Consider the following 18,337-nt stretch of genomic DNA (forward strand, 5'->3'; position numbering starts at 1 on the left):
GTTCAACTTTTACTCGGTAAGGAGATGAAAATGCAACATCTGATGCTCAATTTTGCATTCTCTCGCGGCACTGCGTGCGGCGTGAAATCTCGTGCTCTTTTACCGCGTGGCGTAAACAGGTAACCCCTGTCTTTTTATCACCCGCGGTTCGTCCCGCAGGGTGATATCCACTTTCTCCGGGAGAACCGCATGTTCAACTGGAGAATGTCATGTCTATCGAACGGATTTTACTGCGTGGTGTCGAGTCTTTGGTTCAAAAACGGATCGCCCGGGTTGAGCGTCGCCTCGCCGTGGTCAGTCTGTCACCTGCCCTGCTGAAAGATATTGGTCTGGAAGGGTTTGAGGGACAGATCGCCCATATCCGCGAAAGCGAGTATCAAACCGGCTTTCGGCTCGGGAATCGAATAACCTGATCCATAGGGGAGGGTAAACGCTCTCCCCGTGGTGATGTGGCAGGTGTAATGCCTGCCATTTTTGTGTTTGCAGGTTGATTTTTTATTCACTTTTCTGTGCCCCGGCACTATCCTCTCTGCCCCGTTTGTGACAGATGCGTATGTTTTCTCGCCTTGTTCCGCCAGGATCGGCAAGATTAGATATGGTGGCCTATCTGTTTTACTCATCAGGACAAGACTTCATGTCACTCTTTCGTCAGCTTTTTCTCCCCCTGTTGCTGCTGTTTTCCGGCCTGCCTGCTGTTGCTGTTCCCCAGTTGGAAAAGGCAGTGGCGGACCACCAGAGTGCGGCTGATGAAGAGTTGGTGGTCGGGGTGCCCCGTGGTGGTTATCCTCCGTTCCTCTATGAACTGCCCAATCAGCGCTATGCCGGTCCGCTCAAGGAGCTGGCCTCGCGTATTGCGGCAGAAATGGGGGTCTCCCTGCGCTATGTCTCCTACAACTCCTATGTGGATGCCCATGGTGCGCTGAACAGACGCCAAGTTGATGCCTTGATCGGGGTCGAGCTCGATGCGCTCGAGCTGGAGGGGATGAATCATATTGGCTATCTGGGCTCCTACGCCCGCGCCATCTTGATGCGCCATCCGGATCAACGTTTGACCCTGGAACAGGCGCGCAAGCTTCGCTGGGTCTGTATTCGCGGTTTTGGCAGTTGCAATGAGCTGGCGCGACTGGGGATGCCTCATGTGACCGAGCTGGAGAGCCGTGACGAGGCGACCTATATGGTCAAACTGGGGGCGGCCGATGCTTATCTGGCTCTGGGGCCGATCATTGCCATGGAGATGGAGCGGTTGCCTGAGTCGATGGGGATTGTGATCCCGGACTGGATCCCCGGTAGTGCATTGACCATTGCAACCAGTACCCATGACCCGGCGCTGACGGATCGCATCTGGCAGGCCTACCAGCGGATCCCGGTGGCTGATGCCCGGTTGCGGCTGAATCAGGAAGACAGCCGTTTCAAGGCGGGTTTGTTGCTGGAACCAGACGAGGTAGCCTGGTTAAAGAAGAAGAGCAAGGTGGTCAGGTTTGCCGTTGCGCCGTCGTTTGCCGGTATCAGCGAGATTGATGACGAAGGGGTGTTGCACGGCTATGCGGCAGATTTGATGAAGTTGTTGAGTCTGCGCTCGGGGATCCGCTTTGAACTTGAGCCGACCAGCACCTGGCAAGAGTCTCTGGCTCTGCTGAAACAGCACAAGGTGGATCTGATCCCCCTGATGACACCGCTCAGGGATCGCGAGGCATTTGCCTCCTTCAGCTCCTCCTACCTTAAATTCGACAGCTATGTGGTATCCCGGCGCGGCGCACGTCCGTTGAAGTCGCTGGCGGAGCTGAAAGGGCGCCTGATTGGTGGCGTGACCGGTTCTTATGAGGCTTCTCTTATCAGCGCCCATGGTGGCAACGTCATTGAAGTGGGCAAGGATACTGAGCTGCTTACCCTGCTTGATACGGGGAAAGCCGAGTATGTGCTGTTGACCATGACCAATCTGGGGCAGCAGGCCATGAAGGGCTTCAACGAAAAGTATCAGGTGGTGCTGAGCTCCCCCGAGTTTTCCGTGCCCATCAGCATGGCCGTTGATATCAGGCAGCCCGAGCTGCTGCGGATCATGGACAAGCTGTTGCTGACCATCACGGATGAGGAGTGGCAACTGCTGGAGCGGCGCTGGCTCAATGTTTCGGTAAATGTCGAATCCGATTACAGCCAGTTCTACAAGTGGCTGGCGCTGGGCGGAGTGGCCTTGTTGACCTGCGGTCTGCTGGTGATGTTCTGGGCCCGCAGCCTGCGTCGCCAGATTGCGCAGCGGAAAATCGCAGAGAGCAAACTCAACGAACAGTTGCTGTTTGTACAGACCCTGCTCAACTCATTGCCGACCATGGTGGCATTGCGCGACAGCGAGCAGCGTATAACCCTCTGCAACCGGGCTTATCGCGATGCCTTTCTCGTTGATGTCAATGGCGAGGCGCTTGACGACCTGCAAAGCATCCCCGAGCCCCTGCGTGCGAGCGTGCTGGAAGAGGAGCGCAGGATATGGCAAAGCGGCCAGGAGCTGGAGGGGGCCGGCAATAGCTTGCGTGCCGATGGCACCCCTTTTCATGTTATCTATGCCAAGCGCCCTTACCGGGACCCCGATGGCAACATGCGGGGTGTGCTGACAGTGCTGACCGATGTCAGCCGTATCAAGGAAGCCGAGGAGCGTGCTCGTCAGGCTGAAACTCGCCTGACCCAGATCACCGACAGCATGCCCGGCGTAGTCTACCAGTATCTGTGGCTGGGGCCGGGCAAGGGACGCTTTCTTTATGCCTCTCAGGGGGCCAACGAGATCCTGGGGGTATCTCATCAGGATTTATTTAACGCTGAATCGGGTGGTGAGGTATTTGGCTTTACCGAACAGGCCCTGCAGGAGTTTGTCAGCAAGGTGGCCAACCATGCCGAGACCCTGGCCCCCCTCGATCTGGAGGTCAAGGTGGAGCGCCCTGACGGGGATCGCTATCTGCAGGTACGCGGCAATTTTGTCCGTCAGGAGCAGCAGGCGCTGATCCTCAACGGGGTGATTCAGGACATCACGGCCCTCAAGCAGCAGGAGCATGAGCTGCGCGAGGCACGTGCTTATGCCGAGCAGGCGATGCAGGCGCGCAGCCGCTTTCTGGCCACCATGAGCCACGAGTTACGCACCCCCATCTCCGGCATGCACGGCATGCTCGAGTTGTTGCAAATGAGCGAGCTCAACGACGATCAACGTTACATGGTGCGTAATGTGGTCACCTCGACCAACAACCTGCTCTATCTGGTCAACGACATACTCGATTTCTCCAAGATCGAGGCGGGTCAGTTGCAACTGCATTGTCAGGTCAGCCGGTTGCAGACGGTGATCTGCGATGCGATCCGTGGCCACGCTACCCTGGCCCATAGCAAAGGGCTCAACGTGACGCTGGAGTGGGGCCAGCATGTACCTGATTGGGCCGATATCGACGGGGTACGGGTCGGTCAGGTGATCTCCAATCTGCTCAACAATGCGGTAAAGTTCACCGAACAGGGGGAGGTCTCCATCCGGGTCAGCTACCTGCGCGATCAGCTTGCTATCAGTATCCGCGATACCGGTATCGGGATTGCCGAGGAGAAACAGGCATTGTTGTTCACTCCGTTTGAGCAGGTGGAGTCCGACATCAATCGCCGCTTTGGTGGTACCGGGCTGGGGCTGGCAATCTGTGATCAGCTGGTGCGCAAAATGGGGGGCGAACTCACCCTGACCAGCAAGGCGGGAGAGGGATCCCGTTTCCGCTTTACCGTGCCGCTGACCAACCCTCAATGGGATGCGCCCCCGCTGGCTGGCACCGAATGGTGGTTTTTCAGCGCCGATGCCAGCCTCGAGGCGGCCATGCGGCGGTTGGGCGCCAAGCTAAGGCATCTGGATGCCAGCCAGCTCAACCGCTCACTGGAAGGGTTGCTGCTGGCTGATCAGCTGTGGTTGGAGCAGGCCCTCGGCGGTGAGTGGCAGGGATGGTTGCAGCATGTCTCATTGAGAGGGATCATAGCGTCACCGAACGAGGCCCTTCGCGGCCGGATCGGCGGTCAGTTGTGGTGGCGATTGGGGCTCTCTCCTCTCTACCCGGACCTGCTGCTGGAGAGTTGTCTCGAACTGCTGCAGGAACGGGTCGCCCCGGTTTTGCCTGCGCTGGCCGACAAGCTGGGAGGACGGGTGCTGGTGGCCGATGATCATCCGGTCAATCGCGCCCTGCTGGCACGACAACTGGCTATCCTCGGAATTGAATCCCTGGTAGTGGAAGATGGCGAAAAGGCGTTGCGGGCCTGGCAGGGACAGCAATTCTCGATGCTGCTGACTGATTGCCATATGCCGGTGATGGATGGTTATGCTCTGACCAAGGCGCTGCGGGCTGCGGGAGTGACGGCCCCCATCATAGGGGTAACGGCAGATACGTCGGAAGAGGCGAGTGCTCGTATGGTAGAGGCAGGCATGAGTGACATGTTACTGAAGCCCTACCCGCTGGATATCTTGCGCCAGATGCTGGCCCATTGGCTGGCAGAGAGGACGCCAACCAGAAGCGCGGTTGCGCCCGTTGTTGGGGCTACAGGCATTCAGGCTGAGCGCTGGTTGGCGCTGTTTGGTGACGAGCTGACCGCGCGAGCCATGGCGGTGGAGTATCTCGATTCCAACCGGCAGGATGGCGAGGCCATGATGGCAGCACTGATTTGTCATGATGCCAGCGCCTTGGTTGAGACCGCCCACCGGATCAAGGGGGCTGCCCGAATGGTCGGGTTGGAGGGGCTTGCCAGCCAGGCTGCCATGCTGGAATCGGCTGCGCGATTGAAGCGGCTCGACGAGCTCGACGATCTGGTCAGCACAGTGCAGAGGTTGATGACGGCGATTGCCCACGACATTGGATTATGGCTCGATGAAAAAAGCACAACATGAGTTGGTCATCATGGTCGTGGAAGACCATGGATTTCAGCGCAAGGCGCTGCTGCACCAGATCCGCAGCCTGGGTTACCAGAATCTGCTGGAAGCGGTTGATGGTATCGAGGCGTTGGCGCTTAGCCAGCAACACAACGTCGATATCCTGTTTTGCGATCTGCGAATGCCCGGAATGGATGGCATGGCGCTGTTGCGCCGCCTGTCACTGGGCGGTTTTCGCGGGGGGATTATCCTCTCCAGCGCACTTGAGGGGGATGTGGTGGAAGCTGTATTGCGTATGAGTACCGCTTATGGCTTGCAGGTGCTCGGTCGCATAGAGAAACCCTCAACGCCGCAGCAGCTCCAGCGGCTTATCCAGGCTTGGTCACCCCGGCAGGAACCAGTCAGAGAAGAAGATGGGCACAGAATAGGACTCGATGAGTTGCGTCGGGCGATCGAGCAAGATCAATTGTTGCCCTGGTATCAGCCCAAGGTGAGTTTTGCATCCGGCGAATGGGTCGGGATGGAGGCGTTGGCCCGCTGGCAACACCCCGAGTTTGGTCTGATCCCTCCCGGGCGTTTTATTTCACTGGCGGAGAGCAACGGGCTTATCGATCCGTTGACCGAGGTGATAATCAGCAAATCTCTGAGTGATGGTCATTTATGGGAGGAAACTGGGTTGTCACTCAATCTGTCGATGAACCTCTCCACCACCTCACTCATTGAAGGGGACCTCTGCAACTTATTGATTGATCAGTGCAAGCGCTGGAGTATCAATCCTGAGCTCATCACTCTGGAGGTGACCGAGAGCGCATTCGTACAGGATCTGGGCAAGTCTCTGGAGGTGCTGACCCGGCTAAGAATGCATGGTTTTGGCCTCTCCATCGATGATTTTGGTACCGGCTACTCCTCGATGCAGCAGCTGGCACTGTTGCCGTTCACCGAGCTCAAGCTGGATCGCTCTTTCGTCGATCGCTGCCATGCCGATCCGTCACGTTTGGCTATCATCGAGTCCAGTATCGAGTTGGCCCGCAAGCTGGGGCTGAAGTCGGTGGCGGAAGGGGTAGAGGATGAGGCAACCTGGCGAGTGCTGGCCCAACTCGGTTGCGACCTCTGTCAGGGATTTTTCTCTGCCCGCCCGATGCCGCGCAGTGAATTGGCTAATTGGCACCGGACTTGGCAAGATAGATTGCCTACACTGATATCTATCTGATTCTGTTGGCTGGATCCCTCCGTTTGAACAAGGATGTTCATGAAAATCTCAAGCAAGTTGCTGCTCAGCTTCGGTTTTATCAACCTGCTGATCCTGCTCTCCTCCACGCTGGTCTATTACCGGCTGACCCAGATCAATCAGGCCCAACACACCCTGCTGGAGCAGGCGCTGCCCGCCTTGCAGCGGGATGAGGCGAGCCAGAAGGCGCTGGTGGCCACCGTTTCTGCCCTGCGTGGATATCTGATCCTCGGCAAGGATCCGGCTCAGGCCTCCCGCCTCAAGCAGGAGTGGGAGTCGGCCTGGCAGGCCATTGCCCATCAGGCCTTCAGCCCGGCGCTCGCCAAGTCTCTCGAGACCTTCAAAAGCCATCAGGAGAAGGTGTGGACCATAGCCCAGAGTGAAGAGAATCTGCCCGCTCACACCCTGATGCTGCAGGAGGCGGGGCCGCTGGCGGAGGCTGCGCTCGATCAGCTGCAATCCTTTGCCAATGAGGAGGTGGCGACCTCGCAGGATCAGCTCGCGGGCGATCGCCGCATGCTGCTCAAGCAGGTGGGAGATGCCTACAACAGCCTCGCCAATTCCCTCTCTGCCCTGAGGGATTTTCTCATCTCAGGCGATCCCGAATACCGCAGCAAGTATCAGGATTACTACCAGTTTCACCAGCAGCGGGTGGCTGAGGTGAAGCAGCAAGCCGCGCTCTTTACCGATACCCAGCAGAGCCTCTGGCAGCTGTTTGAAGAGATGGCGACTCCCTTCTCCGAGCTGGTGGGGCAGGTGATCGAGAAGCGCCAGGCGCCGGATTGGGATCAGGCCAACTACCTGATGGCCACCGACATCGAGCCGATGCAGTCCAGCCTCAGCGAGCAGTTGGTCCAGCAGGTGAATAAAACCCGCGCCGAGGTGGATCAGATTTCGGCGCAGATGACCGGAGCCGGAAGGGCCATCAACCAGACACTGATGTTGGCCACCGGCAGTGCCATCGTGCTTGGCATGCTGGTCGCCTGGCTCTTTAGCCGTCGTCTGACCCGTGACATTGCCAGTCTGGTGATCCGGGCGGGGCTGGTTGCGGATGGTCGGTTGGCGGCCGAGCCCTTGCCGATAACGGGTCAGGATGAGCTGGGTGGATTGACCGGCTCCATCAACCGGATGTCTGCCCAGTTACGTGATCTGGTCGGCGAGTTGCAGGGCGCAGTGGGACAGGTCGAAGAGGCCTGTCTTGATGTGGGCAACACCACCAGAGCCATAGTGGCGGATCTGACGGAGCAGGATCAGCGGGTCGATGCGGTGGCGGCAGCTATCGATCAGATGTCAGTGAGTGCCCGTGATGTGGCTGGCAACATTGCCGGTGTGGCGGATAGTGCCCAGCAGGTGCAGCAGCAGACCCGTCAGGGAGAGGCTGCGCTGGCGCGAATGAGCGATACCATGCAGCAGATTGCCGCCATGATTGGGCAGGCCAACGAGGCCATGGGGCTGCTGGAGCATCAGAGTGAACAGGTGGGGCAGATCACCGAGGTGATCGCCACTATAGCCGAGCAGACCAATCTGCTGGCACTCAATGCGGCGATAGAAGCGGCACGGGCAGGCGAGCAGGGGCGCGGTTTTGCGGTGGTGGCCGACGAGGTGCGCCAGCTGGCGACCCGCACCCATCAATCAACCGCCGAGATCAGCCAGACTATTGCAGCCATCTCCCGGCAGACTCGCCAGACGGTGAGTACCGTCAGCAGCGGCACCCGGCTGGTGGAGCAGGGGCGGGATGCCGTTGGATTGGTGACCGATACCCTGAGTGCCATGAACGAGCTGGTGCACTCGCTGTCGGGCCAGCTGCAGGCCATTTCGGTGGCAACCGAGCAGCAGTCGCGGGTGGCCGCCGAGGTAGCCGGAACGGTCGATGACATTGCTGCGCTCAGTCGGCAATCCTGTCTGCGCAGTCAGCAGGGGGAGGAGATCGTAGCCAGACTGGCTGGCGATACCGGCAAGCTGAAGGCGGTCATCGCCCGCTTTGATCTTGACGCGTGAGATGGCGGGATCATCCCGCCATTGCGATTTATCGTGCCGTCTGGCCCGTGGGTTTAGTCCAGACGTCTGAAGGTGTGGTTGTCGAAGCTGCTGGTGGTCTCCCGGTTGAGCAGGCTGACCAGCAAAATCGCACGTTTCTCTCCATCCGGCTCCATATAGATGGCTTCGAAGCCGGCAAGCGGCCCCTCTTCAATCAGCACCTTGTCGCCCGAGCAGGGCAGGCTGGCGTAGCTGGCTCTCGCCTCGTCGCTGTCATCGCGGCTCATCAGCTGATAGACCAGCTTGCTGCTGATGGGGGTCCATTCACTGCCAAAGTGGATGATTCTGCTGATGCCGCGGGTCGATTTCAGGGTGACCGGTGTCACCTCTTCCAAATCGACAAAGATAAACAGGTAGTTGGGGAACATGGGTTCCCGTACCGGAACTCGCTTGCCCCGGCGCAGCTTCTCGATCTCCACCATGGGGTAATAGGATTCGATACCCTGGGCATCGAGGTGGGCGCGGGCGCGGGCCTCTTCTTTTGGCTTGCAGTAGGCCAGATACCATTTTTTCATGTTATGAGTATGTTCGTGTTGCCGTGCTCGCGGATATGATAGCGGCGCCAATAAAAAAGGCCACGCATTGCGTGGCCTTTTTTGCCGAGTGAGCAATTACCAACCTTTTACCAGGCCACCTTTGAACAGCTCGAGACCTTTCTTGTAAACATCATCGGTCTGGAAAGCTTGTACGAACTGTTTGACCTTCTCGTCATCCTTGTTGTTGTCGCGGGCGACGATCAGGTTGACGTACGGGGACTCTTTGTCTTCAACAAACAGGCCGTTCTCGGTCGGGGTCAGACCAATCTGGCCGGCGAAGGTGTTGTTGATGATGGCCAAGTCCACGTCTTCCAGCGAGCGCGGCAGCTGGGCTGCTTCCAGCTCGACAATCTTGAAGTTGCGCGGGTTGCTGGCGATATCCAGTACGGTGGCTTCCAGACCTGCACCATCCTTCAGGGTGATCAGACCCTGTTTGGCCAGCAGGATCAGGGAACGACCCAGGTTGGTCGGATCGTTCGGTACCGCGATCTGGGCGCCATCTTGCAGCTCGCTCAGCGCCTTGATCTTCTTGGAGTAACCGGCAATCGGGTAGACGAAGGTGTTGCCAACCGGCTCCAGCTTGAAGCCGCGATCACGCACCTGCGCATCCAGATAGGGTTTGTGCTGGAAAGCGTTGACGTCGATGCTGCCATCGTTCAGCGCCACGTTCGGGGTGACGTAGTCGGAGAAGTTGACCACCTCGACTGTCAGACCGTATTTCTCTTTGGCGACCTTGGCAGCCACTTCAACCAGTTCGGTCTCGGGGCCGGCAATAGCGCCCACTTTCAGAACCTTGCTCTCTTCTTTTTGACCGCAACCGGCCAGAACCAGACCAGCCAGCAGGGCAGCCGCAACGGATTTGATGCCAAATTTCATAAAACCTCCTGTCAGAAATCGACGATTAACGATGATCACATTTGTTGACCAGGCGCTCACCCGCGCTCTGGATAAGTTGAACCAGTACTACCAGGATAACCACGGTCACCAGCATGACGGTCGGGTCAAAGCGCTGATAACCATAACGAATACCCACATCCCCCAGACCGCCGCCACCGATGGCCCCGGCCATGGCCGAGTAGTTCACCAGCGTGACTAGGGTAATGGTGACGCTGTTGAGGATGCCGGGCAGAGCCTCGGGCAGCAGCACCTTGGTGATGATTTGCAGCGGTTTGGCGCCCATCGCCTTGGCCGCTTCCAGCAGGCCGTCCGGCACTTCCATCAGGGCCCCTTCCACCAGACGGGCAATGAAAGGGATGCAACCGACAGTCAGCGGCACGATGGCAGCGATGGTGCCGATACTGGTGCCGACAATCAGCCGGGTTAGCGGAATGATGGCGACCAGCAGGATGATAAAGGGCACCGAGCGACCCACGTTGACCACCATACCCAGAGTACGGTTGAGCAAGGGGTTGGCCAGGATCTGGCCCGCCTTGGTCACGTGCAGTGCCACGCCGAGCGGCAGACCCAGCAGGCAGCCGAACAGAGCGGAGGCAAACACCATGATCAGGGTGTCGCCCAGGGCCGTGATGAGCAGATTAATCATGGCTTCGGACATAACCCATTACCTCCAGCTGAATGTGGTTGTCGATAAGGAACTGCTGGGTGGCCTCGCATTGGGCTTCATCCCCGAACAGCTCGGCCAGCAGGAAACCGAATTTGACGCCACCGGCGTACTCGATGTCCGCGCTCAGAATGCTGATGTCGATATTGAACCGGCGGCTCGCCTCGGAGATCAGCGGCGTATCGACTGTGCTGCCGGTAAAGCCGAACTTCACCAGCGGGTAGCTGCCCGGCACCCGCTCACTGCTCATCCGATCCTGATACTCCTGCGGTACCTCCAGATGGATGGTGGAGTGGATGAAGTCACGCGCCAGCTGGGTTTTGGCGTTGCTGAAGAACCAGGCCACTTCGCCCTGTTCGATCAGACGGCCGTCGCTGATGATGGCCACTTCGTCACAGATCCCTTTCACCACGTCCATCTCGTGGGTGATGAGCAGGATGGTGAGCCCCAGCTTGACGTTGATCTCCTTGAGCAGGGTCAGGATCGAGCGGGTGGTCTGCGGGTCGAGAGCAGAGGTGGCCTCGTCGCAGAGCAGCACCTTGGGGGCCGGTGCCAGTGCGCGGGCAATGGCGACGCGCTGTTTCTGGCCGCCGGAAAGCTCGGACGGATAGGCCTGGGCACGGGCTTCCAGCCCGACCAGTGCCAGCAGTTCGGCAACCCGTTGCTGGATCTTCTCTTTGCTCCAGCCTGCCAGCTCCAGCGGAAAGGCGATGTTGGCAAACACGGTGCGGGAGGCAAGCAAGTTGAAGTGCTGGAAAATCATCCCGATCTGGCGGCGAGCTTGGGTCAGATCCCGTTCGCTCAGGGCGACCAGATCCTGGCCATCAACGATGACTTGTCCTTCTGTCGGGCGTTCCAGCAGGTTGACACAACGAATGAGGGTACTCTTGCCGGCACCGGAGGCACCGATCACCCCGAAAATTTTGCCTTGGGGTACATGCAGACTCACATCACGCAGGGCGTGCACGGCGTCACTGCCTGTACCGTAGACTTTGTTGAGACCGATCAACTTAATCATGGATTCTTCCGTGCTAACAGCCTTAAAGCACAGGGCGCTACAGGCGGGGAAATTGGGCAGAGGTTCCACTGGGTTACTCTGTCATCATGGAGGATGATGCTAAGATGTCTGGATGGCCATGTCAACGCATGTTTTTACGTCTAGACGTCTAAAAAGTGATAAGGATTTCTGTCAGGCGGATAACGATCAGGATGGTATTGTTGCTCTTCCAGATCCTGTTTCGTTCCTGCGGCAGATAACCGAATTAAAGATGGTTTATATCGGGTAAATGCTGGTTTTATTAGTGTGCCAGCTTGTTTCTGTTCACATCTGCTGTCGAGCTTAATGCTCCTCCATCGTTGCACAAATTGCTGCACAAATCGTTCCCTATTCGTGACCGGAGCACCTGATCGCCACTTTGTCGGCGTCAACCTTGATGCAGCGCAAGGGGGGCTCGGATAGGGATTGGGTCGGTAGCGCCGGTTTTTTATACTGATGATGTCGACAAGCATGGAGGGCAGTGCGATGAGATTCCAACAGATCAAACAGTTGCTGCACTATCTTGAACAGGTGCATCACCAGCTCGGCCTTTGTTACCGGCGTTTGAGCAACCAGGTGGATAGCGAGCGCAGCCGGATGTTGCTGGTCTATCTGCAAGGGCGTGAGGATGCGGCCAGTGCCCATCTGCACGAATATGCCGCTCAGCTGGGAGAGGCGGTCAGGGAGACCTGGCTGAACCAGAGTTTCAGCGAGGACATGCTGCCTGCCATTACCCGCTTCGAGCTGCCGGCATCAGTTCAGACTCAGGATATCGTCACTCAGGTATGCCGCTGGGAAGAGCAGCTGGTGGGCGAGCTGAGCCATCTGGCCCGGGAGTGCCCGACACCGGCCACCACCGCTTTGCTCGAGAATCTGGCCGGGCTGGAGCAGACCCGCCTGACTCGGCTGGTGCACGGGGTGCATCGACTCGACGACATGTAGCGGGTGATAAGCACCAAACACGCAAGATGGCCGCAAAACAAAAGGGCCCGGCAGCAGTGCCGAGCCCTTTCCATTGGTATCTGCTGACTTGCAGTGAGCGTCGGTTAGCCCTGCTGCTCGGCCGCGTAGAGGGCGGCCCCGATAATGCCCGCCTGATTGAGGCTGGCCGCCGGAATAAGCGGCGCCCGGGTCTCGATGCGATCGACAAACTTATCCAGCTTGGCTGCGCTGCCGCCCCCCAGAATGAAGAGGTCGGGGGAGAAGAGAAACTCGAGGCGCGCCAGATACTTGTTGAAACGCTTGCCCCAGCGGTTCCAGGAGAGATCTTCCCGTTTGCGCGCCGCATCGGAGCAGTAGTGCTCGGCGACCATTCCTTCCAGCATCAGATGGCCCAGCTCGGTGTTGGGCAGCAGATGGCCGTTCACGAAGATGGCGGTGCCGATGCCGGTGCCGACCGTGATGAGGATGATGACCCCCTTGCGATCCTTGCCGGCCCCAAAGCGCATCTCGGCCAGACCGGCGGCGTCAGCATCATTCAGCACATAGCAGGGCTTGCCGGTGACATCGGCAAACAGATGCTCGGCATCGGTTTCGATCCAGCTCTTGTCGATGTTGGCGGCACTCTTGGCAACCCCGTTGTGGATGGTGGCAGGAAAGCCGCAGCCTACCGGTCCTTTCCAGTCGAAGTGTTCGACCAGCGCCTTGAGGGTATGGGCGATGGCAGCCGGGGTGGCCGGTTGCGGTGTGGCAATGCGATGGCGCTCGCCAATCAATTCGCCGGTTTTGGTATCGACCAGACAGCCCTTGATCCCTGAGCCTCCAATATCCACTCCCAACATTTGCATCTGTGTTGTCCTTGTTGTGTGCCGACCAGTTTGCAGGGACCACGCTGTTATGGGCACTGCAGGTCGGCAGAGCATGAAAAAAGTGCTGCAATCCGGCAAGGGGCAGATCACTTATGCGTGATCCGACAGACCTTTTTCGATGCAGCGGATCAGCAAACGGGTCTTCTTGTTCTCTTCATCCTGACGCCGGGCAAGGGTGGCCAGCGCCCATTCGATATGTTCGGCCACCATGGGTTCGGCGGTGGTCAGCCCCAGTTGCAGGGCCGCGATCACCTCGGGGGTTGCCGGTCCATTGCCAAGGGCTACTGCCAGATTGCGGCGCCAGCGTTGATAGCCGATGCGGCGGATCGGGCTCCCTTCGGTCTGTTTGAGGAAATCGCTCTCGCTCCAGCGCCACAGCGCCAGCAGGGGCGGGCGGTGCAGGCTGGGGCGGGGGCTGAAGTCGGGCTCCGGGCTGGCATCGGCGTAGCGATTCCAGGGGCAGATAAGCTGGCAGTCGTCGCAGCCGTAGATGCGGTTGCCCATCAGGGGCCTGAACTCTTCCGGAATAGGGCCGTGATTCTCGATGGTGAGATAGGAGATGCAGCGGCGGCCATCTACCACATAGGGGGCGACAATGGCGCCGGTCGGGCAGATGTTGATGCAGGCGACACACTTGCCGCACTGCTCCTTCTCCACTGGCTGGTCGAGCGGTAGCGGCAGGTTGAGCAACAGCTCACCGAGAAAGAAGAAGGAGCCGGCTGATTCGTTGAGCAGCAGTGAGTGTTTGCCAACCCAGCCTAGGCCCGCCTTGGCTGCCAGTGGCCGCTCGAGGATGGGGGCGGAGTCGACGAAGGGGCGCCACTCACCCAAGGCATCTTCAGTGCCTTGAAACAGCTCGGCGCAGCGCGCTTCAATGCGATCACCCAGCTGTTTTAGCCGGTTGCGCAGCACCTTGTGGTAGTCGCGACCAAGAGCGTAGCGGCTGATATAGCCCAGAGTCGGATCGCGCAGGGTAGCGGCAAAGCCCGCCTCGAACGGCAGGTAGTTCATCCGCACCGACAACACTCGCACCGTGCCTGGCAGCAGCTCGTGGGCGCGCGCGCGCATCATGCCGTGGCGTGCCATGTAATCCATGCTGCCGTGATAGCCCGCATCCAGCCAGGCCTGCAATCTCGGCTCTTCGATACGCAGGTCGGTGTCGGTGATGCCCGTCTGGTCAAATCCTAGCTCCCGTGCCCAGAGCTTGATATCGTGGGCCAGCTGGTGGAAGTCAGGAGCGCTCATGCGGCTTGGCCTGGCCGGCGTTTGCTGGTGTGGGTCGATTGATAAGAGGCGGGAGCCGTCATGGTAGAGATCATCAGGGGCGCGTTGGGCACAAAAGAGGGGGGCAGTTTACCACAGGGGTTGTGGCAGACTGAACAGATCCGCGCACTGGAACGCAACTGGGCCACGCGTGAGGGGCAACCTCTCTATGCCCTGATGGAGCGAGCCGGTGCTGCGCTGCACACCTATGCCACTCTGCATTGGCCCGACAGTCGCTGCTGGTGGATTTTCGTCGGCCCCGGCAATAACGGCGGTGATGGCTATGTGCTGGCCCGCCTTGCCCGCCAGATTGGAATCGAGGTGGTGGTGATTGCCGCCAGAGCACCCGACCAGCTGAAGGGGGATGCCAGACGGGCCGCCGATGAGTGGCTGGCGGCCGGTGGCCGGGTCTGGCTGGCCGAGCAGTTTGATGGGGCCCGGCACTCAGCCCCGGATCTGGTGGTCGATGCTCTGCTTGGCACCGGCGTCAACACGCCCCTCTCGCCACTACTGACAAAGATCGTCGCAACAATCAATGGCTTGGTTGTGCCCGTGCTGGCGGTGGATCTCCCCTCCGGCCTCAACGGCGATACCGGCCGTGCCATGGGGGCCGTGGTGCAGGCCACTCGCACCCTCACCTTTATCGGTATCAAGCAGGGGATGCTTACCGGCGACGGGGTGGATTGCGTCGGCCAGCTCGACTGTGATCCCCTTGGCGTCACGCCGGATGACACTATGCTGCCCGCCATCTGGCGTATCGATTATCCGCTGCTCAGCACGCAGCTTACCCCGCGCCCGCGCGCTTCCCACAAGGGCTCTTATGGCAAGGTGCTGCTGGTGGGGGGCAATCGCGGCATGCAGGGGGCCATCGTGCTGGCGGCCCGCGCCTGCCTGCGGGCGGGGGCCGGGCTGGTGCGGGTGTGTCAGCATCCGGAACATCCGCCGGTCAGTCTCTATCAACCGGAGCTGATGAGCCTCACCAGCGCTGATGACAAGGGGTGGGCGTCGGTGCGGGTCATCGGCCCCGGCCTCGGTCAGGATGAGTGGGGAGGCGCGCAAATCGCCCGTTATCTCACCGAACGGCTGCCACTGGTTTTGGACGCCGATGGATTGAATTGGCTGGCGCAATCTCCCCGCCATCAGGATAATTGGGTGCTCACGCCCCATCCCGGCGAAGCTGCGCGACTGCTGGGATGCACCATTGCCGACATTGAAACCGACCGGTTTTCCGCCGTGCAGGCGCTGCAGCGGCGCTATGGCGGTGTGGTGTTGTTAAAAGGGGCGGGGACACTTATTTATGACGGCGAGCGGGTCGCACTCTGTTGTGAAGGCAACCCAGGCATGGCAAGTGGCGGCATGGGCGATCTGTTATCTGGTATAATCGCCGCCCTTTTGGCCCAGGGCTGGTCTGCCACCATGGCAAGCTGGCTGGGCGCCGTGATCCACGGCGAGGCTGCAGATCAGGCCGCCGCTGACGGCGAACGGGGCATGCTGGCGTCAGATCTGCTGCCGCTGATCCGCAAACTGGTTAATCCCGACACCATTACAAGTTAAAAAGAAGAACATGGCAAAACAGTTGATGATGACACTGCCGGACGAGGCAGCAACCGTGGCACTGGGTGGCCGTCTGGCACAGGCCTGCCAGCAGGCGACCACAGTGTTTTTGCATGGCACGCTTGGTGCTGGTAAAACCACTCTGACCCGCGGCTGGGTGCAGGGCCTTGGCCATCAGGGCAAGGTAAAAAGCCCGACCTATACCCTGGTCGAGCCCTACGAACTCGATGGCTGGCAGGTCTATCACTTCGATCTCTATCGTCTGGCTGATCCGGAAGAGCTGGAGTTCATGGGCATTCGGGACTATTTTGCCGCCAATACTCTCTGTCTGGTGGAGTGGTCCGAGAAGGGCGAGGGCTGGTTACCGGCTCCTGACCTTGAAATTACCCTTACTTATGTAGGCGAGCAGCGCGAGGCTCTGATAGAGGCCCGCACTGCTATTGGCGAAGCCATTCTGGAACGGTTGTCATCTACGTGCGCTTGATCCTTGTTATTGCTCTCTCCTTGATGGCGTTACCCTCCTGGGCGAATCAGCTCAAGAGTGTGCGAATCTGGCCATCACCGGATAACACCCGGGTGGTGCTCGATATGAGCAGTGCCCCCAACTACAACTACTTCACCCTGGCTGGCCCCGATAGATTGGTGATCGATCTGAAAGGGGCGAGCAATGCCACCAATCTGGCCCGGGTCGAGAACAACAGCGAGCTGGTGCGCAAGATACGTGAGAGCACTCCGCTGGAGAAGGGGGGCCTGCGGCTGGTGCTTGATCTCAGCTCCGCCATCAAGCCGGTGGTCTTTCCGCTGGCACCAGCCGGGCCCTATGGTCACCGTCTGGTGATCGATCTGCCTTATGAAGAGAAGCGCTCGGCGGCTGCGGTGCAATCCACGCCCGTCGGTGGCAAGGGCAGGGGGGTGGTGATTGCCATCGACCCGGGCCACGGTGGGGAAGACCCGGGCTCCATCGGTCCGCGTCGTACCTATGAGAAGCGAGTTACGCTGGCAGTCTCCCAGAAGCTGGCGGCGCTGATCGACCGCGAGCCGGGGATGCGCGCCGTGCTGACCCGTCGTGGCGACTATTTCGTCGACCTCAACAAGCGTTCCGAGATTGCCCGCAAGGCCAAGGCGGATCTGCTGGTGTCGGTCCATGCGGACAGCTTCCATAACTCCACTCCGCGCGGCGCCTCTGTCTGGGTCCTCTCGACCAACCGTGCCAACCGCGAGATGGGCAGCTGGCTGGAGAAGCAGGAGAAGCAGGGCGAGCTGCTGGGCGGGGTCGGCAAGGTGTTGGCGGAATCCGATCCCAATCCCTATCTGGCGCAAACTTTCCTAGACCTTTCCATGGACAAGTCCCGTGCCGAAGGCTACGACGTCAGCCGTCAGATCCTGCGCTCATTGGGCAAGGTTGCCCGACTGCACAAGAAGGCCCCGGAGCATGCCAGTCTGGCTGTGCTGAAGGCGCCGGATATTCCCTCGGTGCTGGTCGAAACCGGCTTTATCTCCAACCATGCGGAAGAGAAGCTGCTGGCTACCTCAAGCTATCAGGATCAGCTGGCCCGCGCCATTTTCGAGGGGATCCGCAACTACTACCGCGCCCACCCGACCAAGGGAGCCATGTTGACCGGCAAGGGACAGGCGAGCAGGCCTGCCGCGACCACTCGCTCTGCACCGGTAGCTTCGCAGCCGGTGAGCCAGCCCAAGCCAGTGCAGTCGCAGCCGGTGGTGACCAATAAGATGCCAGCGACAGTACGTGACGGCGCGGCTGCGACCGGTTCAGGTGCCGGGGTGATCAAGCCCTATTCGGAGGCTGCGCAAGATTCTGGTGCGCCGGTTAGCAATGTGGGCGACTATGACAAATCTCGGATGCTCCGCCATGTGGTCAAACGGGGCGAGAGTCTCTCTCGCCTTGCCGAGAAGCATGGAGTGAGTCAATCCACTTTGGTAGAGATCAACCAGCTGCGCAGCCGGGATATTCAGATTGGTCAGACCATCTATATTCCCCAGCAGGGGCAGAGCCGCGCTGCCGCCCCCGTTCGCAGTGATGACAAGTCGCAGATGATCCGCCATGTGGTCAAGCGGGGGGAGAGTCTCTCCCGCCTTGCCGAGAAGCATGGGGTGAGTCAGGCGCGACTGGTAGAGATCAACAAGCTCAAATCGCGGAATATTCAGGTAGGGCAGGTGCTCTACATTCCGCAAAACTGACGCGCGGGAGCGGGTGATACCGCTCTCGCTGTTAGCCAATACCATCAGCAAGATTGAAATTCAGGAGCAAGTGATGCCGATCCGTATATTACCCCCCGATTCTGGCCAACCAGATTCCGGTTGGTGGAGAGGTGGTGGAGCGGCTCTCTATCCGCAAGATTGAAATTCAGGAGTAAGTGATGCCGATCCGTATATTACCCCCCGATTCTGGCCAACCAGATTCCGGTTGGTGGAGAGGTGGTGGAGCGGCT

Annotated in this window: 14 protein-coding genes; 8 read left to right on the forward strand and 6 right to left on the reverse strand. The window is 59.4% G+C overall.

Annotation, left to right across the window (positions count from 1 at the left end; all coding sequences use genetic code 11):
• The first annotated feature begins 209 nt into the window (after positions 1-209).
• The 4 genes from G5195_RS17365 to G5195_RS17380 all read left to right on the forward strand — a co-directional run bounded on the left by G5195_RS17365 (position 210) and on the right by G5195_RS17380 (position 8,090).
• Positions 210-413: a hypothetical protein gene (locus tag G5195_RS17365; protein WP_421222458.1), complete on the forward strand. Its 204-nt coding sequence runs from the start codon at positions 210-212 to the stop codon at positions 411-413.
• A 221-nt stretch (positions 414-634) separates the two neighbouring features.
• On the forward strand, positions 635-4,882 hold the full coding sequence (locus G5195_RS17370; RefSeq protein WP_421236335.1) for an ATP-binding protein: 4,248 nt from the start codon (positions 635-637) through the stop codon (positions 4,880-4,882).
• On the forward strand, positions 4,863-6,074 hold the full coding sequence (locus tag G5195_RS17375) for an EAL domain-containing response regulator (RefSeq protein ID WP_421236336.1): 1,212 nt from the start codon (positions 4,863-4,865) through the stop codon (positions 6,072-6,074). The genes G5195_RS17370 and G5195_RS17375 overlap by 20 nt, the downstream gene beginning before the upstream one ends.
• Positions 6,075-6,113: 39 nt before the next feature.
• The gene (locus G5195_RS17380) at positions 6,114-8,090 is read left to right on the forward strand and encodes a HAMP domain-containing methyl-accepting chemotaxis protein (protein WP_421236337.1); all 1,977 of its coding nucleotides are present in this window, start codon (positions 6,114-6,116) and stop codon (positions 8,088-8,090) included.
• A gap of 53 nt (positions 8,091-8,143) precedes the next feature.
• Here the strand turns inward: G5195_RS17380 and rfaH are convergent, their stop codons facing one another.
• The 4 genes from rfaH to metN form a co-directional block, all read right to left on the reverse strand.
• Positions 8,144-8,644 carry a transcription/translation regulatory transformer protein RfaH gene (gene rfaH, locus G5195_RS17385; RefSeq protein WP_005339074.1) on the reverse strand — a complete coding sequence of 167 codons (501 nt, stop codon included), beginning with the start codon at positions 8,642-8,644 and terminating at the stop codon, positions 8,144-8,146.
• 96 nt (positions 8,645-8,740) lie between these two features.
• The gene (metQ, locus tag G5195_RS17390; RefSeq protein ID WP_421222463.1) at positions 8,741-9,541 is read right to left on the reverse strand and encodes a methionine ABC transporter substrate-binding lipoprotein MetQ; all 801 of its coding nucleotides are present in this window, start codon (positions 9,539-9,541) and stop codon (positions 8,741-8,743) included.
• Positions 9,542-9,566: 25 nt separating this feature from the next.
• The gene (locus tag G5195_RS17395; RefSeq protein WP_005339070.1) at positions 9,567-10,220 is read right to left on the reverse strand and encodes a methionine ABC transporter permease; all 654 of its coding nucleotides are present in this window, start codon (positions 10,218-10,220) and stop codon (positions 9,567-9,569) included.
• Positions 10,201-11,244: a methionine ABC transporter ATP-binding protein MetN gene (metN, locus tag G5195_RS17400; protein ID WP_421222465.1), complete on the reverse strand. Its 1,044-nt coding sequence runs from the start codon at positions 11,242-11,244 to the stop codon at positions 10,201-10,203. Before metN ends, G5195_RS17395 begins: the two co-directional genes overlap by 20 nt.
• Positions 11,245-11,748: 504 nt before the next feature.
• Here metN and G5195_RS17405 point away from each other — a divergent pair.
• Entirely contained in the window at positions 11,749-12,204 is a 456-nt protein-coding gene (locus G5195_RS17405) for a hypothetical protein (protein ID WP_307895440.1), read from the forward strand.
• Positions 12,205-12,308: 104 nt separating this feature from the next.
• Here G5195_RS17405 and ppgK read toward each other — a convergent pair whose 3' ends face one another.
• A complete protein-coding gene (gene ppgK / locus G5195_RS17410; protein ID WP_111900698.1) occupies positions 12,309-13,049 on the reverse strand; it encodes a polyphosphate--glucose phosphotransferase in 741 nt (246 codons plus the stop codon).
• Between the two features lie 111 nt (positions 13,050-13,160).
• On the reverse strand, positions 13,161-14,315 hold the full coding sequence (gene queG, locus G5195_RS17415; protein ID WP_421222467.1) for a tRNA epoxyqueuosine(34) reductase QueG: 1,155 nt from the start codon (positions 14,313-14,315) through the stop codon (positions 13,161-13,163).
• Positions 14,316-14,375: 60 nt separating this feature from the next.
• On the opposite strand from queG, the gene G5195_RS17420 reads away from it, so the two are divergent.
• From G5195_RS17420 to G5195_RS17430, 3 genes are read left to right on the forward strand one after another with little or no spacing between them, the layout of a single operon-like run.
• On the forward strand, positions 14,376-15,887 hold the full coding sequence (locus G5195_RS17420) for an NAD(P)H-hydrate dehydratase (protein ID WP_421172864.1): 1,512 nt from the start codon (positions 14,376-14,378) through the stop codon (positions 15,885-15,887).
• A 10-nt stretch (positions 15,888-15,897) separates the two neighbouring features.
• A complete protein-coding gene (tsaE, locus tag G5195_RS17425) occupies positions 15,898-16,371 on the forward strand; it encodes a tRNA (adenosine(37)-N6)-threonylcarbamoyltransferase complex ATPase subunit type 1 TsaE (RefSeq protein WP_227341987.1) in 474 nt (157 codons plus the stop codon).
• A gap of 23 nt (positions 16,372-16,394) precedes the next feature.
• Positions 16,395-18,086 (forward strand): N-acetylmuramoyl-L-alanine amidase, encoded by a 1,692-nt coding sequence (locus G5195_RS17430; protein WP_421203501.1) that lies wholly within the window; start codon positions 16,395-16,397, stop codon positions 18,084-18,086.
• The last annotated feature ends 251 nt before the right edge of the window (positions 18,087-18,337 follow it).

It is taken from the genome of Aeromonas sp. 601039 (assembly GCF_049174415.1).
GTDB classification, from domain to species: Bacteria; Pseudomonadota; Gammaproteobacteria; order Enterobacterales; family Aeromonadaceae; genus Aeromonas; species Aeromonas veronii_A.